The organism is Pseudomonas anuradhapurensis (assembly GCF_014269225.2).
Classification (GTDB): domain Bacteria; phylum Pseudomonadota; class Gammaproteobacteria; order Pseudomonadales; family Pseudomonadaceae; genus Aquipseudomonas; species Aquipseudomonas anuradhapurensis.
In genome coordinates this window covers 2,975,738-2,992,907 of the sequence record NZ_CP077097.1, presented here as the reverse complement: position 1 = coordinate 2,992,907, position 17,170 = coordinate 2,975,738, and the positions used below count along the sequence as shown (strand labels likewise).

Sequence of the window (17,170 nt, the reverse complement as noted above, 5' to 3'; positions counted from 1 at the left end):
GTGTGGTCCTGTGGCCATGCCGGGGGTGTTTGCCCCCTGTCCCGGAACTTGCCCATGAACTCACCTTTCGCCATCCCGGATAACCCCCACTCCGCTTGCCAGCCGCCGTCTGCGAAAGACTTCCTGGTGGACCGCAGCTTCCGTGCGCTGGCACGCATCGGTGTGGTGCTGGTCCTGGCGCTGGTCTTCGCGCTGGTCTACGAAGTGGGCCGCAAGGCCCTGCCAGGTATCGAGAAGCACGGCTTCGATGTGTTGTTCGGCAGCGTCTGGGACGTCAACCAAGGCAAGTACGGCATTCTGCCGGCGATCTGGGGCACGCTGTACAGCGCCCTGATCGCCCTGTTGATCGCCGGTTTCTTCGGCGTCAGCATGGCCATTTTCCTCACCCAGGACTTCCTGCCGGCCAAGCTGGCGGCAGTTTTCCGCACCATTGTCGAGTTGCTCGCTGCGATCCCCAGCGTCGTCTACGGCCTGTGGGGCATCTACGTGGTGATCCCGGCCATCCGCCCGCTGACCACCTGGCTGAACAGCGAGCTGGGCTGGATTCCGTTTTTTGGCACGTCCCTGAGCGGGCCCGGGCTGCTGCCTGCCGCGCTGGTGCTGGCCATCATGATTCTGCCGACCATCGCCGCCGTTTCGCAGGATGCGCTGACCAGCGTACCGATGAAAACCAAGCAGGCGGCCTACGGTCTGGGCGCCACCCACTGGGAGGCGATCCTCAAGGTGATGGTGCCATCCGCAGCCACCGGCATCTTCGGTTCGCTGGTGCTCGGCCTCGGCCGGGCGCTGGGCGAAACCATGGCCCTGGCCATGCTGGTGGGCAATGCCAATACCATTTCCGTGTCCTTGTTCGCCCCGGCCAACACCCTGGCCGCGCTGCTGGCCCTGAACTTCCCGGAGGCCGGCCCGAACGAGGTCGAGGTACTGATGTACGCCGCGCTGGTACTGATGTTCATCACCCTGCTGGTGAACGTACTCGGCTCGATGATCATGCTCTACGCCCAGCGGGGTAACAAATGATGACCGACCTGACCTCCCCGACCAAGGCTTTGCCCAGCCTGCAGCGCAAGCTGGAAGGCCGTTCCCTGCGCAGCCTGGTGCTGACCACGCTGGCCTGGTGCGCGGCGCTGGTGGCCAGTGTGCCGCTGGTTTCGGTGCTGTACATGCTGATCACCCGCGGTGGTGCACGCCTCAACCTGGAGGTGTTCACCGAGCTGCCGCCCACCGGCTTCGAGATGGGCGGGGGCTTCGGCAACGCCATGGTCGGCACCTTCGTCATGGTTGGTATTGCCGCGGCCATCGCCGTGCCGGTCGGTATTCTGGCCGCGGTGTTCCTGGCTGAACTCGGCCCGGACAGCAAGCTGGCCAATGCTGCACGCTTTGCCGCCAGGATGCTCACCGGCCTGCCATCGATCCTGGCCGGGGTATTCGCCTACGCCCTGGTGGTGATGACTACCGGCACCTACTCGGCGCCGGCAGGCGGCGTGGCCCTGGCGGTACTGATGCTGCCCATCGTCGTGCTGACTGCGGAAGAGTCGATGAAGATGGTGCCCAAGATCATGAAGGATGCTGCCTATGGCATGGGCTGCACCCGGGCCCAGGTGATCTGCAAAATCGTCCTGCCCACCGGCCTGCCGGCCATCCTCACCGGCGTCATGCTGGCCGTGGCGCGTGCCGCCGGCGAAACGGCGCCGCTGTTGTTCACCGCGTTGTTCAGCAATTACTGGATCCTGCATGACGGCGACCTGGCCGTGATGAACCCGACGGCCTCGCTGGCCGTGCTGATCTACAACTTCTCTGGCATGCCATTCGACAACCAGCTCGAGCTCGCCTGGGCGGCCTCGCTGGTACTGGTGATGATCGTGCTGGTAATCAACATTCTGAGCCGAGTTTTCGGCAAGCCCAAGTACTGAGAAAGGGAGCATTCGACCTTGAACGTATCCACTGCGCAAAAAGCCGCTCCCGTGGTCAGCGAAGCCCCCATCGTCATGGACTGCAAGCTGGACAAGATCTTCTACGGCAACTTCATGGCCGTGCGCGACAGCCACGTACCGATCCGCAAGAACCAGATCACCGGCTTCATCGGCCCGTCCGGCTGCGGCAAGAGTACCGTGCTGCGCAGCCTCAACCGCATGAACGACCTGGTCAAGGGCTTCCGCTTCGAAGGCCACGTGCACTTCCTCGGCCAGGATGTCTATGGCAAGGGGGTCGACCCGGTCGTGGTGCGCCGCTATATCGGCATGGTGTTCCAGCAGCCGAACCCGTTCTCGATGAGCATCTTCGACAACGTCGCCTTCGGCCTGCGCCTGAACCGCTACAAGGGCGACATCGGCGACCGCGTGAAGCATGCCCTGCAGGGCGCCGCGCTGTGGGACGAAGTCAAGGACAAGCTCAAGGTCAGCGGCCTGTCGCTGTCCGGCGGCCAGCAGCAACGCCTGTGCATCGCCCGCGCCATCGCCACCGAACCGGAAGTGCTGCTGCTGGACGAGCCGTGCTCGGCGCTCGACCCCATCGCCACCCGCCGGGTGGAAGAACTGATGGTCGAGTTGAAGAAGGACTACACCATCGCGCTGGTCACCCACAACATGCAGCAGGCGATTCGTGTGGCTGACGAAACTGCGTTCTTTTCGGTCGATATTTCCCAGGGCACCCGCACCGGCTACCTGGTCGAAATGGGCCCGACCACGCAGATCTTCCAGAACCCGCGCGAGCAACTGACCGCCGACTACATCAGCGGCAAGTTCAGCTGAACCTTGGCCGCATCATTTTCCGTTGAAGTGTTACTCGGGGTTTCCAATGCCTGCCACGCGTCGTCTTGACCTGTCAGCGGTAGAGCGCGCACTGCGTGAGGTGCAGGGCCGTTTTGCCGAACTCAGCGAACACTTCACCGAGCCGCGCGATCCGTTCACCGACGAGGTGCTGCTGAATGTGGTTGAAGGCTATGCCCTGATTGATGACTATGTCGCACGTGGCATCGACCTTTTCGACCTGCAGCAGTTGAACCTGATGCTGGAGATCAATGCCACCGTGCTGTGCGGCAGCGACCCCGCCCGCCGCCTGGAATTCGCTGCGCATCTCGCCGCGACCGAGGCGCACTTCTTCAATAACGTCGAGGGCGGCATCAAAGACCTGTACAACTGGTACAGCGCCTACCGCAGTGACTCGGTGTGGAAGCGCGCAGCCGGTGTCTACGTGCGTATCCTCAGCAAGCCGCAGCTGTTCATCGAAGGCAACAACCGCACCGGGTCGCTGATCGTCAGCTACTTGCTGATGCGCGCAGGGCTGCCGCCCTTCGTGCTGTCGCTGGACAACGCCGAGGGTTACTTCAACCCGTCCTCGGTCATCCGCAATTCCGCCAAACACGGTGTCAAGGCCTTGTACGAACTACCCAAGATCAAGAAGAAGTATGCCGCCTTCCTCGAAGCGAAGGCGCCTGAAGCGGGCAAGTTCTTCCTTGGTGGCGTGTCCGTACCTGCCTGCGAGAGGTGCCGCTGATGCACCGCTCGTCACTGCTGCAACGTGGCTGGCAGGCCATCGAACGCCGCTTCAACCGGCCAAAGGTGCGCATCTCGTTCGACATCGACGACACGCTGGCCTGCCAGGCAGACCACGCCGTTGCCGAACACAGCAAGCTGCCGGCCTTTGTCCACCGCTGGTTGGGCGAACCCCTGCGCAGTGGCACGCGCTCGCTGATCCGCGACCTGCGCCGCCAGGGCTGTAGCATCTGGATCTACACCTCGTCGGGGCGCACGCCGTCCTATATCCGCCGCTGGCTGATGCTCTACGGCATCCGCGTCGACGGCGTGGTCAACAGTGACCGGCACCAGCATGTCCTGGCCAGGAACGGGCTTGGCCATGCACCTTCGAAGTTGCCCTCGGCTTTCGACATCGATCTGCATGTGGATGATTCCGAAGGTGTGCGGCTGGAAGGCATCGATCACGGTTTCCGTGTGCTGGTGGTGTGCCCGAAGGATGAACACTGGGCGCAGAAGGTGAAGGATGCGGCTGTCGATGTACAGGCACAGCTGGCCTGGCAACAACCGCACCGCTATGAAATGCCGGTGCGGCTGCGTCCGCAAGCGCTCGCTTCGCGAAACGACACGATTGCGCTCGGATTGTGAGGTGGGCGACGCGGTGGTTGGCACCGGCGGTGCCGGTGATCGCGGCTGAAGCCGCTCCTACAGGTACGGCGTCAGGTCGAAGGCGGGCTTTTTGTATTGGTACCTGCCTGCCATTAATGCCTAAACCCTAAGTCTCGCCTCCCGGCCCAACCCGGTAGCGGGCCCGAATGGTCGCATCCCACACGCCGGCCCAAAGCACCCGCCAGCCCGCTCCAAAGCAGCGTTTCTGGCCCTTTGCCCGCTTCTGATAATCGCCTCCGACATCCCGTCCCCGTTTCGGAGCGCGCCATGTACAACAATAAGAATCTGTCTCCCCGTTTGCTGGCGGCTGTCACCGTCAGCCTGTCGAGCCTTTGCCTGAGCAATGTCGCCGAGGCCGAGATCATGCTGTACGACAAGGACCAGACGACGTTTTCCACCGACGGCTATATCAACGCCTTCTACGTCAACAGCGATGTCGATCGCGAGGGTGAGCAGTACGACCGCCGCCAGTCGCGGGTGAAGATGGGCTTCCTACCCAACTACCTGGGCTTCAACATGGGCAGGCAGGTGGATGACCTCAAGCTCGGCGCGCGCGCCTCGTTCTGGGTGACCATCAACGACAGCGAAACCAACGGCACCGACACCGCCATCGATGTGCGCCAGTTCTACGGCACCGTGGCCAACCCGGAATGGGGCGAGGTGCTGATCGGCAAGGATTTCGGCCTGTTCGCCCGCTCCAACATCCTGCTCGACGAACTGCTGGCCGGTTATGGCCAGGTCAGTGACACCCTGGGCCTGGTGGACGGCGGCGGGGTATCGTTCGGCAACATCGGCAGCGGCTACCCATACCCGTTCCCCACCTCGCAGATCACCTACCGCACCCCGGTGATGGACGGCCTGCGCGTCGCGGTCGGCATCATGGACCCGGTGGACACCAACGACAGCAGCCCGACCGGCAAGGCCTACCAGGAGAACCCGCGTACCGAAAGCGAGATCACCTACCAGTTCGACCTGGGCGGGGCGCAGATCTACAGCTGGCTCAACGGCAGCTACCAGACCTCCGACAACACCGACCCGGCGGTGCAGTCGGTCACCTCCAAAGGTGTCGGCTATGGCGTGCAGGCGAAGATGGGCGGGCTGTCGCTGACCGGTTCGGGGTTCCAGGCCAAGGGCATCAACCCGTTCTTCACCAACAACGCTGGCGAACCGACCCTGCGCAATGTCGACAGTGACGGCTACCTGCTGCAGGGCTCGTACAAGTTCGGCAAGAATCGCGTGGCGCTGTCCTATGGCAAGACCAAGGACGATGGCAACGGCGCGGTCGACAGTGGTGCGGATTATGAAACCCGTGGCATCGCGCTGTTCCACGACATCAACGACAACCTCAAGCTGGTTGCCGAGTACAACCAGTTTTCCATCGATGGGCATGAAACCAGTGCACAGGACGAAGACACCGATACCTTCGCGGTGGGGGCAGTGCTGACCTGGTAAACGCCGGGCCCCCAGCCGCGGTGTGCGCATCGCACCGTGGCCGGGGGCCACAGGGCGTCCACGAATGGCGGGGCGCTTTACATCCATGGAAGTGGCCACCCGCTACCCAAGTAGCATTCGTCGCCAATGATCGCCTTCGTACACTCTTTGCTCAGCCAACCCGCGCCGGAGACCAGGATGCAGCAGGCTCACAACGACGGTGTGGTCAGCGCCATGTCCCAGGCCACCGACGCCCGGCTGGCGGCCGAGGAACTGGCGGCGCAGCTGCTGCACCCGCACCTGGGCTTCGTGCTGTTCTTCTGTTCCGCCGAATACGACCTGCAGGTCCTGGGCGAGGCCCTGGAGCAGGGCTTTGGTGGCATCCGCCTGGTCGGTTGCACCAGCGCCGGCGAGATCACACCGCTGGGCTACGGCCGCAACTGCATCACCGCGGTGGGCTTCGATCATCGGCATTTTTCCATCGCCACCGAGCTGATCGATGAGATGGAGCACTTCAGCCTGATCGATGCCCAGCAGATGGTCGAGCGCCTGGTCAGCACCTGTCGCAGCAATACCCTGGCGCCGATCAAGGGCCACAGCTTTGCCCTGACCCTGCTCGACGGCCTGTCCAGCCGTGAGGAGATGGTGCTCGCGGCGCTCAGCGCCGCCCTTGGGGATATTCCGCATTTTGGCGGTTCGGCCGGCGACGACAATTACCTGACCCGCACCCACGTGTACTTCGGCGGCGCGTTCCATAACGGCGCGGCGGTGGTGGTGCTGGTCAATACCTGGCTCGACTTCGAGGTGTTCACCACTCACCACATCCTGCCACGCCAGGAAAAGCTGGTGGTCACGGGGGCCGACAGTGCCTTGCGCCGGGTCTTCGAGCTGAATGCCGAGCCGGCAGCCGAGGAGTACGCCCGGCATATCGGCGTGCCGGTGGCCGACCTCGACCACCAGGTATTCGCCGCCCACCCGCTGGCCGTGCGTATCCATGACCAGTACTACGTGCGGGCGATCCAGCAAGTGCACCCGGACCAGAGCTTGAGCTTCTACTGTGCGGTGGAGAACGGCATCGTGCTCACCGCCATGACCCCCGGGCCTTTGTTGCCCAACCTGCAGCAGCTGTTCGACGGCTTGCAGCAGCGTCTCGGCCCACTGTTGCTGACCATCGGTTGCGATTGCTTTCTGCGGCGGCTGGAACTGGAAGGCCAACACGGCCTGGAGCCGATCGGCGCGTTCCTGCGCGAGCAGCGGGTGATCGGCTTCAACACCTACGGAGAACAGTTCAATGGCATGCACATCAACCAGACCTTCACCGGCGTCGCCATTGCCCGCAACCGGCCTCCCGTCAATCGCTGACCTGCAGCTTGAAATCACCCGGTTGCAGCATGAGAACCACAAGCTGCAGCGTATCAACGGCGCCCTGATCGAGCGCGTCGAGTCCGGTGTGACGCGTGGCAACGACCCTTACGCGGCGTTTCAGCACTCGGTGGTGCTGGCCGAGCAGGTGCGCGAACGCACCGATGCCCTGAACCAGGCGATGGCCGAACTCAAGGCGGTCAACCGCCTGCTCAGCGAGGCGCGGCAGCGGGCCGAGACTGCCCACCAGCACCAGATTCGCCTGATCACCGACAACGTACCGGCGCTGATCGCCTATCTCAACGCCGACCTGGTCTACGAATTCACCAACAAGGTCTACGAAGAATGGTACTGCTGGCCCCCTGGCGTGATGCTCGGCCAGCGCCTGCGCGAGGCCCACAGCGAACAGCATTACCAGCGCCTGGAAGCCTACGTGGCACGTGCGCTGGCCGGCGAGAGCGTCACCTTCGAATTCGCCGAAACCAACAGCAGCGGGCAGGAGCGCTACATGCTGCGTTCCTACGTACCGAATCGCCTGGCCAATGGCGAGGTCGCCGGCATCTTCGTGCTGATCCGTGACATCACCGAGCGGCGCAATACGGCGCAGGCGCTGCACCAGGCCTACCAGCACCTCGAGCAACGGGTACGCGAACGCACGGCAGAGCTGACCAGCCTCAATGAGCAACTGTTGCGCGAAATCGAGGAGCGCAGCCGCGCCGAAGCGCGCCTGCGCGAGGCCAAACGCGAGGCCGAGCAGGCCAACCTGTCGAAGACCAAGTTCCTCGCGGCGGTCAGCCATGACCTGCTGCAACCGTTGAACGCGGCGCGGCTGTTCACCAGTGCGCTGCTCGAAAGCCGCGAACCGCAGGACAGCACGCAGCTGGTACGCAATGTCAGCAACTCGCTGGAGGATGTGGAGAACCTGCTGGGCACCCTGGTGGATATTTCCAAGCTGGACGCCGGGGTGATCAAGGCCGACGTCGCACCCTTCGCCCTTGGCGAACTGATGGACAACCTTGCCGCCGAGTACGCCCAGGTGGCCCGCAGCGAAGGGCTGGCGCTGCATTTCGTCAGCTGCTCGGCCGTGGTGCGCAGTGATATCCAGTTGTTGGCGCGGATCCTGCGCAACCTGCTCAGCAACGCCATTCGCTATACCCCGCGTGGGCGTGTGGTGCTGGGCTGTCGGCGCCTGCGAGGCGGCCTGCGCATCGAAGTGTGGGACAGCGGCATCGGCATTGCCGAAGAGCACCTGGAGGAAATGTTCCAGGAATTCCGTCGCGGCGATGTGCAGCGCCCGCAGCAGGACCGTGGCCTGGGCCTGGGCCTGGCGATCGTGGAGAAGATCGCCGGTATCCTTGGCCATCGCATTCGGGTGCGCTCCTGGCTTGGCAAAGGCTCGGTGTTCGCGGTGGAGGTGCCACTGAGCACTGCCGCGCCCAAGGCCCAGCCGAGCCTGGCGATCAGCGAGCCGATGCTGGAACGCCTGCGCGGGGCACGGGTGTGGGTGCTGGATAACGATGCCGCCATCTGTGCCGGCATGCGCACCTTGCTGGAGGGCTGGGGGTGCCAGGTGGTGACCGCATTGTCGGAAGAGGACCTGGCACGCCAGGTGGACAACTACCATGCCGATGCCGACCTGCTGATTGCCGACTACCACCTCGACAACGACTGCAATGGTGTCGATGCGGTGGCGCGGATCAACGCCCGCCGCACCCAGCCGCTACCGGCGTTGATGATCACCGCCAACTACAGCAACGAACTCAAGCAGCAGATCCGCGAGCTCGGCCACACCCTGATGCACAAGCCGGTGCGGCCGATGAAGCTGAAAACGGCGATGAGCCACCTGCTTTCCAGCAGCCAGCCATCGCTTGGCGCATAGCCGGTTCAGCGGCGCAGGTAATCGCCGAAGTCGATATCGCCAGCGCTGAGGATGGCCTGCACCCGGTTGTGCACGTTGAGTTTGCGCAGGATCGCCGAAACGTGGGCCTTGACCGTGGTTTCCGCGATGTCCAGGGTATAGGCGATCTGTTTGTTCGACTCGCCCTTGGTCATGCGTTCGAGCACCAGCAGTTGCTTGCGGGTCAGCGCCTGGAGCATTTCCGGCGGGAAGCTCGGGGTATCGTTCAGGCGCCGGCTGGTGGCGCTTTTCTGCGCGCGGATGATATCGGGCGGCAGGTAGACATTGCCGTTGAGGATCTGCTCGATCGCTTCGATCATCTGCAAACGTGGCGACGACTTGGTGATGAACCCCACCGCACCGTAGGTGATGGCCTGCAGCACGATCTGCTTTTCCTGCTCGGCCGAGACGATCACCACCGGTGTGGTGGGGGCCTCGTTGCGCAGGGTGATCAGGCCATTCAGGCCGTGCATGCCAGGCATGTTCAGGTCGAGCAGGATCAGGTCGAGGTCATCGTGCTCGCGGGTCAGTGCCAGGGCGCTGTCCAGGTCGGCAGTTTCCATGACTTCGCTACCCTGGAACCCGTCGCTGATGACATTGTGGATAGCTTCGCGAAACAGCGGGTGATCGTCGGCAATCAGAATTTTGTACATGGCCTTTTCACCTCGTTTTTATGGGATGGAGCGGGGGCACGCATTCGCCAAGCGAATTCAGGGGAAGGGTTCCGGTTGCGCGGGGACAAGTGGCAGATTGGCCTGCTGCCAGGCGTCCAGGCCGTCGCGATACCAGTACAGGTTGTTATAGCCCAAGGCCTTCGCGCGTTTTACCGCGTTCCAGCTCAGCCAGCAATCCGAGCGGCAGTAGAACACCAGCGGTTGCTGCCTGCGCCCGGCGGTGGCGTCTTGCAGGTGGCGGGCGAAGTAGCCTTGCCAGGCCGCGCTCAGCTCGCCGTCGCCGGTGTTGGCCAGCCAGCGGCTGCCGGGGATGTTGCTGTGCGGTTGGTCTTCGATGAAGCGGCCTTGCAACCATTGGCGCCGATAGACGTCGATCAGGACCGGGGCAGGGGTCTGCTTCAGCAGCCCTTGCAGCGTGGCGGTGTCGATCACCTGGGCGCCGTCGACCTGCTGCGGGGTCGGGCTGCGGTAGATGCTGGTGCGATAACCGTCGGCGGAAAACAACGGTTCCGTGCCGGCCTGGGCGATGCCCAGCGACAGACTCAGCGAAAAGGCCACCAGCAAGGGGCGCGGCAGCCGGGGCAGGGCACGTGGCATGGGGGTTATCCTTTTTGTTATAGGCCCATTACATGCCAGCGGCGGTGCATTGTGAATGCGACGATCAGATAGCAAAGGCAGTACTAAAGTAGTAGATGGCCTGGCGCGTTGACGGTTGCACCGATTCCCGGATGGATGCCCCCCCTGTAGGAGCGGCCTCGTGTCGCGATCGGGCTGCAGCGCAGCCCCACGATTGCAGCTGCGCCGCAGATACCGCCGGGGCTGCGCTGCAGCCCGATCGCGACACAAGGCCGCGCCTACAAAAGCGCGTTCCATGCGGGGGGGATCAGCGTGGCTTGCGCAGTGCCGCGTGCTGGGGGTTGAAGGTGAGGATCGCCAGCAGGCTGAACAGCGCGGTCAAGCCCAGGCACACCGCCAGTGCCAGCAGGTTCAGTCGTTCGTACAGGGCAAAGCGCACCAGTTCCACCGCATGGGTGAACGGGTTGACTGCACACAGCCAGTACAACCACTGGCTGGCCTCCTGCATCTTCCACAGCGGGTACAGTGCCGAAGACAGGAAGAACAGTGGGAAAATCACGAAATTCATCACCCCGGCAAAGTTCTCCAGCTGGCGGATCGCGTTCGACAGCAACAGCCCCAGGGCGCTGAGCATCAGTGCCACCAGCAATAGCGCCGGTAACGCCAGCAGCAAGCCGGCGGCCGGTGGTTGCACACCGTATAGCCAGGCAATGGCCAGGAAGGCGTACACCTGCAGCAAGGAAATCAACGAGGTGGCCAACAGCTTGCTGCCAAGCAGGAACGGCCGTGGCAACGGGCTGGTCAGCAGCACGCGCATGCTGCCCATCTCGCGGTCATAGACCATCGACAGCGAGCCCTGCATGCCGTTGAACAACAGGATCATGCAGGCCAGGCCGGGGATGATGTACACCTCGTAGGGGATATAGGTGTCGTAGGGTTCGATGATCGCAATGCCCAGGGCCGCGCGAAACCCGGCGGCGAACACCAGCAGCCACAGCAGCGGGCGCACCAGGGCGCTGAGAAAGCGTGTGCGCTGCAAGACAAAGCGCAGGCATTCGCGCAGCAGAATGCCGTTGAAGCATTGCCAGTAGGCGTTCATTGGGCTTTCACTCCTGAAGGCGCGCTGGTCAGGCGGGCGAAGGCGTGGTCGAGGTCGCCGCCGTGCGCCTGGCTCAGCGCCGCGGCCGTGCCGCTGGCCACCAGGCGCCCCTGATGCAGGATCAGCAGGTCATCGCTGGGTTGGACTTCGTCCAGCAGGTGGGTGGTCCACAACACGCTGAGGCGTTGTTCGCGGCACAGCAGCCGCAGGTGCTGGTTGAGCGCCAGGCGGCTGGCCGGGTCGAGGCCGACGCTGGCTTCGTCGAGCAACAGCAGGCGCGGCTCATGCAGCAGCGCACGGGCAATCTCGACTCGGCGTCGATGGCCGATGTTCAATGCCCGGACTGGCTCGCGGCGGCGCTCATCGAGGCCCTGGCGGGCCAGTTCGGCCTCCACCCGCAGGTTGGCCTGGCGCCGCGGCAGGCCATGCAGCGAGGCGTGGTAGCGCAGGTTCTGTTCGACGCTGAGGTCCAGGTCGAGGGTGCTTTGCTGGAACACCACGCCCAACTGGCGCAAGGCCGGGCGTGCGGCATTGCGCAGGGAACAGCCGCACACGCGGATGTCGCCTTGCTGCAGGTCGTAGAGCCGCGTGAGCAGGGCGATCAAGGTCGACTTGCCGGCACCATTGGGGCCCAGCAGCGCGGCGAAGCGCCCGGGCGCCAGGCTGAACGTGACCTGCCTGAGCGCCTGGCGCTGGCCGTAGGCAAAGCTCACGTCACTGACTTCCAGCGTGTTCATGGCGTCACCACCACGCCCCAGGGGTAGCGGCCGACCTTCACTGACTTGAGCACCTTGAGGTTTTTCGCATCGATCACCGACACGTCACCGCTGACTCCGTTGGTGGCCAATAACTGGCTCTGGTCCGGGGTGAACGCCAGTTGCCATACCCGTCGCCCCACCAGCAGGTAGTCGAGCACCTCGAAGGTCTTGGCATCGACCACCGCCACATGGTTGGCGGGGCCCAGGGCGACGAAGGCGTACTTGCCATCGGCGCTGAGCTTGATCCCCACCGGCTGGACCTTGTCCGGGTGCACGCCCTTGATCTGGAAATTCAGGGTTTTCAACACCTGGCGCGTGGCCACGTCGAGAATGGTCACGGTGCCGCCGATTTCCGCCGAGGCCCACAACCGCGTACCGTCCTGGCTGAACTCGACAAAGCGCGGCCGCTGGTCGACCGGGGTGCTTTCGGCCAGGGTCTGGGTGCTGGTGTCGATCCAGTGCAGCATGTTGGTGGTTTCGCTGGTGTTGACCGCCCACTTGCCATCCGGGCTCACGGCCATGCCTTCAGGCTCGATGCCGACATCGATCTGCCCGAGTACCTTGTCGGTCTGGGTGTCGATCACGGTCACCAATGCGTCGTCCTCGTTGGACACGTACAGCCAGCGGTCGTTGGGGTGCAGGGCGAACTGCTCCGGGTCCTTGCCGGAAGGCAGTTCCTTGATGATCTTGCGGGTGGCCACGTCCATCACCTGGACCCGGTCCGAGTCGCTGGCGCAGATGTACAGCAGCTTGTGGTCGTGGGACAGCAGCAGGCCGCGCGGGCGCTGGCCTACCGGCAAGGTCTCGGTGACTTCCAGGGTATGCAGGTCGATCAGGCTGAGGCTGTTGTCCTTCTCGTTCGAGACCCAGGCGGTGGCGGCCATGGCCTGGCCGCTGGCAAGCGCCAGGGCGCCCGACAGCAGGCTGGGGTAAAGCAGGGCCCGGTGGAGCAGGCGGCGAGGCATGGCGAAATCCTTTTTTTGTTGTGGTTATCGGCTCAGGGGTAGCGACAGCTGACTTCGGGCTTGTCGTAGCCCAGGCTGTCCATTTCGTTGAACGGGTGCAGGAAACCTTCCTGCGGCGAAGTGCTGACCAGCGCCCGTGGCTGCACCAGCGGGATCGGCTGGCGCAGCTCGCCGTTCCACGGGCGATAGCTGAGCTTGCGGCCCTTGAAACCGTCCAGCGGCAACTGCTCGCTGAGCAGCAGCTGCTGCACGGTGTGCGGCTCGGCCTGGCGCAGTTTGCTGACTGCGCTGGCGACACTGCGCACGGCCATCCAGGCGGCGAAGTCGCGGTCGTTCATCCAGCGCCCGGCCTGGGCCTCGAAACGCTTTTGCAACTGCGCCGCGCCGAAGGTTTCCACGGTCTTGTGCCAGCCGGTGGGGGTCAGGCCCTGGGTTCCGGCGACCGGGCGTGGGTACCAGGTCTGGTAGGGCAGGTACTCGCCGAAATCGCCGCGTTCGTCGGCTACCAGCACCACATCGTATTCGGCAGTTTGCGTGAACAGCGGCATGTCGGCCTGGGCGCTGCGGCGCTGGTCGTTGTCGAAGGTCCAGGGTTTCTCCGCCACCAGCTGCAGGCCGAAGCGCTTCGCGGCACGTCGCAGGGCAGCGGCGTAGGCGCGGTCGTCATCGGTCTGGCCGACGATCAGCAGGGCCCGCTGCCATTTGCGCAGCGCCAGGAATTGCGCCAGAGCATCGGCCAGCATGGCGCGGCCAGGCAGGCTGTGCAGCACATTGCCCAGGCACTGGCTGCTGCGCAGGCTGTCGTCCGGGCTACCGGCATTGAACAGCAGGCTGTCGGGCAATGCGCCAGACAAGGCGCGCAGGCTGGCAGCGGGGGCATTGACCACGAACAGCCGCAGGCCCTGCTCATGCTGGGCCTTGGCCGCCTGCAGCAGGGCTTCGGGGCTGTCGACGCTGGCTTCGGTGAGTTGGAATTGCTGCTGCAGGAAGCGGCCGCTGCTGTTGCTGTCGACAATTGCCAGCCTGGCGCCTTGCAGCCCGGCATCGGTGGGCTCGGGGATGACATTGGACAGCAGCGGGCCAGGGTCGGGGCGATAGCCCAGGTAGCCGATGCGCACCTGCAAGGGCTCGGCAGCCTGGCCCCGGGCAGCGGGCGCCAGGGCCGTAGACAGGGTGGCGGCGAGGGCCAGCAGGCAGGTCAGGGCGAGGTGGGCAGGCTGGCGCATAAAGCGACTCCACGGCAGATGGCGCCAGCATAGGAAGCCCACCGCGACGGGGAAATATGCAGAAAGTAGCGCCCGGCCGGTACCAAGGTAGTAATTCGCCACGCTGGCCCCGGTCTTACGATGGGCCGCAATCTCGCCACACTGAGGAAAACCGCGCATGCGCCTGCTTGACCTGTCGGCCCTGTGGCGGATCAACCTTTGCGTCACGGTGTTTTTCCTGCTGGTAATGCTGGCCTGTGCCGGGGTGCTGTTGCACCAGGCGGTGGCCGATGTCGAGCGCGAGTTGCAATCGGCCGAAGCGGTGGTGGCGTACCTCGGCGATACCGCCGAGCGCGACCCGGCCCATCTGCAGCCACGTTTAACCCAGAGCCTGCGCCATGTGCGGGTGCACTGGCTGGCGGCGGATGAAGCGCTGCCGCTGCCGCAGGAGCGCGGCGTGGATGCCTGGCTTGGCCGACACCTGCTTGGCGAGCGCCACCACGCTACCCGGTTGCTGCAGCTGAGTGATGGTCGCCGGGTAGCGATTGCCGTGGATGCACGGGATGAAATCGACGAAGTCCGCGACTCGTTGCAACAGTTGGTGGGGCTGTGCGGCCTGGCGCTGTTGCTGAGCTTGCTGACCACCCGCTGGGCCGTGCGCCGCGGCATGGGTTTGCTGGACGAGCTGCTGCAGGCCCTGCGCCAGGTCTCCGGTGGGCAGTTGAGCGCGCGCCTGCGCGAAGCCGGCCTGCCGGAGGCACGCCAGCTGGCCAGGCATTTCAACCACATGGCTGCATCGCTGGAACAGGCCCGCACCGACAATGCCCAGCTGACCCAGGCGCTATTGGCCGTGCAGGAGCGCGAACGCACCCAGCTGGCGCAAACCCTGCACGACGACCTCGGGCAATACCTGGCAGGTATCCGTGCCCAGCTGTGCCTGCTGCGCATGGTGGCCGACCAGCCGGCAGCGGTGGCGCAGACCACCCGCACCCTGGAACTCGATTGCCAGCGCCTGCAGCAGGGCTTTCGCGCGTTGGTGCACGACCTGTATCCGCTGGCGCTGCAGCACATGCCGCTGGCTGAGGCGTTTGCCCTGCTGGTGAGCCAATGGCAGGCCAGCCAGGGTATCGATTGTCGCCTGCGGGTCGGCGCGCGCCTGCCAGCGTTGCCTGGGGCGAGCCGCACGCACCTGTATCGCCTGTTGCAGGAGGCGTTGACCAACGTCGCCCGTCACGCCGCGGCCAGCCAGGTGCGGGTGCGCCTGCAACGCAGCGCCAGGGGCTTGCGCCTGCTGGTTCGCGATAACGGTTGCGGCGCGCCGCAGCCGCTACGCCATGGGGTCGGCCTGCACTCGATGGCCGAGCGCGCCCGCAGCCTCGGCGGCGAATTGCGCATCCTCAGCCGCCCCGGTGCCGGCTGGGCGCTGGCCCTGGACATTGCCATGGAGGTGCCATGAATATCGTATTGGTCGATGACCACGCCGTGGTCCGCCAGGGCTATGCCAGCCTGCTGCGGGCGGTGCTGCCGACGGTGCAGGTGCGCGAAGCGGCCAGCGGCGAGGAGGCGCTGGCGCGGGTGCAGGAGCAGGTGCCCAACCTGGTGATCATGGACTTCGGCCTGCCCGGTATCAGCGGCCTGGAAACCACCCGGCGCCTGCGCCAGCGCTTGCCGCAACTGCGCGTGCTGTTCTTCAGCATGCACGATGAACTGCCGCTGGTGCGCCAGGCGCTGGACGCCGGGGCCTCGGGTTACCTGACCAAGAACTCGGCGCCCGAGGTGCTGATCGAGGCGGTGCAGCGGGTGTTGGCCGGGCAGGCCTATATCGAGCAGCCCTTGGCCACCCAGCTGGCCTGCACCTCGCCTCAGAGGGCCTGTGACCCACGCTTGCAGTGCATGACCCAGCGTGAGCTGGAGATCTTCGTGATGCTGGCCAAGGGCACACCGGTGCGGGTGATCGCCGAGCAGCTGTGCATCAGTGCCAAGACCGTGTCCAACCACCTGACCTTGCTCAAGAGCAAGCTGCAGGTCAGTTCGCATGCCGAGCTGGTGCACCTGGGGATCGACCTGGGGGTGGTGCGGGTGGCGGGGTGAGGTTCGGCCTGGTAGGTGCGGCGCCTGGGAGACCGAGCGCCGCCCGCGCGGCGCATCGCGAGCTGCGCTCGCTCCTACGTTTGTTTCGGGCCAATCATGCCTGTGGGATTGGCGCGCGTACGCTTTGGCGCATGACGAGATGTCGTGTCGTATGAACCAGGCGTTCGCGCGCGCCTGTCACAGGCGTTACTGGCCCGAAACAAACGTAGGAGCGAGCGCAGCTCGCGATGCGCCGCGCGGGCGGCGCTCGGTCTCCCAGGCGCTGAACCTGTCACGCAGGACCCATCGCTCATCGGTCCCAGGTATCTGGGCAACCCTTGCACCCCTGCATGTTGGCATCCTGGAAATTCCCGTAATGCTGCCGCGCCCCACGCAGGTCGGCGCCCTCCAGGTTGCTCTGGCCTAGCTTGGCCTCCTGCAGGTTGGCATCGCCCAGGTTCGCCCCCTGCAAATCAGCCTTGCTCAACCAGGCCATCTCCAGGTCCGCCGCCCGCAGGTTGGCCTGGTGCATCTTCGCCCCGGACAACCTGGCGAATTCCAGGTAGGCCGCGCCAAGGTCGGCCCTTGCGAACTGCGCGCCTTGGGCAAACAGGCCCCAGCCCTGGATCGCCACCAGCTTGCTGTCGCTCAGGTCGGCCAGGCGCAGGTTGCTCTGCTGCAGGCTGGCACGGGTCAGGTTGGCGCCCTGCAGGCGGGCCTTTTCCAGGTTGGCCAGGTCCAGTCGGGCGTGGCGCAGGTCGGCACCGCGCAGGTCGGCATCGGCCAGGTTCATCTTGCGCAAGTCCTGGTTGGCCAGGTTGGCGCCACGCAGGTCGGCCCCCGGGCACTGGCTGGCTTCGGCAATCAGGCAGCCGTTGATGGTCAAGGGGGTATCGCTTTCAGCGTCGTCGGCGTTCATGGCCAAGGTAGGGGAAAGTACCAACAGCAAAGCCAATGGCAAATAGTTCATGGCAAAGGTCCCGGCAGGAAG

At 64.7% G+C, this 17,170-nt stretch carries 17 protein-coding genes; 10 read left to right on the top strand and 7 right to left on the bottom strand.

Annotated elements, in window-relative coordinates; translation table 11 throughout:
* Positions 1 to 54: 54 nt before the first annotated feature.
* From pstC to HU763_RS13800, 8 genes are all read left to right on the top strand, one after another.
* The gene (pstC, locus tag HU763_RS13835) at positions 55 to 1,020 is read left to right on the top strand and encodes a phosphate ABC transporter permease subunit PstC (protein WP_186676966.1); all 966 of its coding nucleotides are present in this window, start codon (positions 55 to 57) and stop codon (positions 1,018 to 1,020) included.
* Positions 1,020 to 1,913 (top strand): phosphate ABC transporter permease PstA, encoded by an 894-nt coding sequence (pstA, locus tag HU763_RS13830; protein ID WP_186686030.1) that lies wholly within the window; start codon positions 1,020 to 1,022, stop codon positions 1,911 to 1,913. The genes pstC and pstA overlap by 1 nt, the downstream gene beginning before the upstream one ends.
* 75 nt (positions 1,914 to 1,988) lie before the next feature.
* On the top strand, positions 1,989 to 2,750 hold the full coding sequence (pstB, locus tag HU763_RS13825) for a phosphate ABC transporter ATP-binding protein PstB (protein WP_217858976.1): 762 nt from the start codon (positions 1,989 to 1,991) through the stop codon (positions 2,748 to 2,750).
* Between the two features lie 46 nt (positions 2,751 to 2,796).
* Positions 2,797 to 3,495: a Fic family protein gene (locus HU763_RS13820; protein WP_186685541.1), complete on the top strand. Its 699-nt coding sequence runs from the start codon at positions 2,797 to 2,799 to the stop codon at positions 3,493 to 3,495.
* Positions 3,495 to 4,121 (top strand): hypothetical protein, encoded by a 627-nt coding sequence (locus tag HU763_RS13815; RefSeq protein ID WP_186685543.1) that lies wholly within the window; start codon positions 3,495 to 3,497, stop codon positions 4,119 to 4,121. The genes HU763_RS13820 and HU763_RS13815 overlap by 1 nt, the downstream gene beginning before the upstream one ends.
* Before the next feature lie 288 nt (positions 4,122 to 4,409).
* Complete coding sequence (locus tag HU763_RS13810; RefSeq protein ID WP_186685545.1) at positions 4,410 to 5,594, top strand: porin; 1,185 nt, start codon at positions 4,410 to 4,412, stop codon at positions 5,592 to 5,594.
* A gap of 177 nt (positions 5,595 to 5,771) precedes the next feature.
* Positions 5,772 to 6,935 carry a nitric oxide-sensing protein NosP gene (gene nosP, locus HU763_RS13805; RefSeq protein WP_186676955.1) on the top strand — a complete coding sequence of 388 codons (1,164 nt, stop codon included), beginning with the start codon at positions 5,772 to 5,774 and terminating at the stop codon, positions 6,933 to 6,935.
* Positions 6,904 to 8,814 carry a PAS domain-containing hybrid sensor histidine kinase/response regulator gene (locus HU763_RS13800; RefSeq protein WP_186685547.1) on the top strand — a complete coding sequence of 637 codons (1,911 nt, stop codon included), beginning with the start codon at positions 6,904 to 6,906 and terminating at the stop codon, positions 8,812 to 8,814. The genes nosP and HU763_RS13800 overlap by 32 nt, the downstream gene beginning before the upstream one ends.
* Positions 8,815 to 8,819: 5 nt before the next feature.
* Here the strand turns inward: HU763_RS13800 and HU763_RS13795 are convergent, their stop codons facing one another.
* From HU763_RS13795 to HU763_RS13770, 6 genes are all read right to left on the bottom strand, one after another.
* Positions 8,820 to 9,485, bottom strand: coding sequence for a response regulator (locus HU763_RS13795; RefSeq protein ID WP_186676943.1), 666 nt, complete (start codon positions 9,483 to 9,485; stop codon positions 8,820 to 8,822).
* A gap of 57 nt (positions 9,486 to 9,542) precedes the next feature.
* Complete coding sequence (locus HU763_RS13790; protein ID WP_186685549.1) at positions 9,543 to 10,103, bottom strand: PQQ-dependent catabolism-associated CXXCW motif protein; 561 nt, start codon at positions 10,101 to 10,103, stop codon at positions 9,543 to 9,545.
* A 286-nt stretch (positions 10,104 to 10,389) separates the two neighbouring features.
* Positions 10,390 to 11,181, bottom strand: a complete 792-nt coding sequence (locus tag HU763_RS13785; protein ID WP_170029538.1) for an ABC transporter permease — start codon at positions 11,179 to 11,181, stop codon at positions 10,390 to 10,392.
* A complete protein-coding gene (locus HU763_RS13780) occupies positions 11,178 to 11,918 on the bottom strand; it encodes an ABC transporter ATP-binding protein (RefSeq protein ID WP_186685551.1) in 741 nt (246 codons plus the stop codon). The genes HU763_RS13785 and HU763_RS13780 overlap by 4 nt, the downstream gene beginning before the upstream one ends.
* Positions 11,915 to 12,904, bottom strand: a complete 990-nt coding sequence (locus HU763_RS13775) for a YVTN family beta-propeller repeat protein (RefSeq protein WP_186685553.1) — start codon at positions 12,902 to 12,904, stop codon at positions 11,915 to 11,917. The genes HU763_RS13780 and HU763_RS13775 overlap by 4 nt, the downstream gene beginning before the upstream one ends.
* Before the next feature lie 32 nt (positions 12,905 to 12,936).
* Positions 12,937 to 14,130: an ABC transporter substrate-binding protein gene (locus HU763_RS13770; RefSeq protein WP_186685555.1), complete on the bottom strand. Its 1,194-nt coding sequence runs from the start codon at positions 14,128 to 14,130 to the stop codon at positions 12,937 to 12,939.
* Between the two features lie 157 nt (positions 14,131 to 14,287).
* Here HU763_RS13770 and HU763_RS13765 point away from each other — a divergent pair, with 157 nt between their 5' ends.
* Together HU763_RS13765 and HU763_RS13760 are read left to right on the top strand one after the other, a co-directional pair.
* Entirely contained in the window at positions 14,288 to 15,565 is a 1,278-nt protein-coding gene (locus HU763_RS13765) for a HAMP domain-containing sensor histidine kinase (RefSeq protein ID WP_186685557.1), read from the top strand.
* A complete protein-coding gene (locus HU763_RS13760; protein WP_186685559.1) occupies positions 15,562 to 16,200 on the top strand; it encodes a response regulator in 639 nt (212 codons plus the stop codon). The genes HU763_RS13765 and HU763_RS13760 overlap by 4 nt, the downstream gene beginning before the upstream one ends.
* Before the next feature lie 289 nt (positions 16,201 to 16,489).
* Here HU763_RS13760 and HU763_RS13755 read toward each other — a convergent pair whose 3' ends face one another.
* A complete protein-coding gene (locus tag HU763_RS13755) occupies positions 16,490 to 17,149 on the bottom strand; it encodes a pentapeptide repeat-containing protein (RefSeq protein ID WP_186685561.1) in 660 nt (219 codons plus the stop codon).
* Between the last annotated feature and the right edge of the window lie 21 nt (positions 17,150 to 17,170).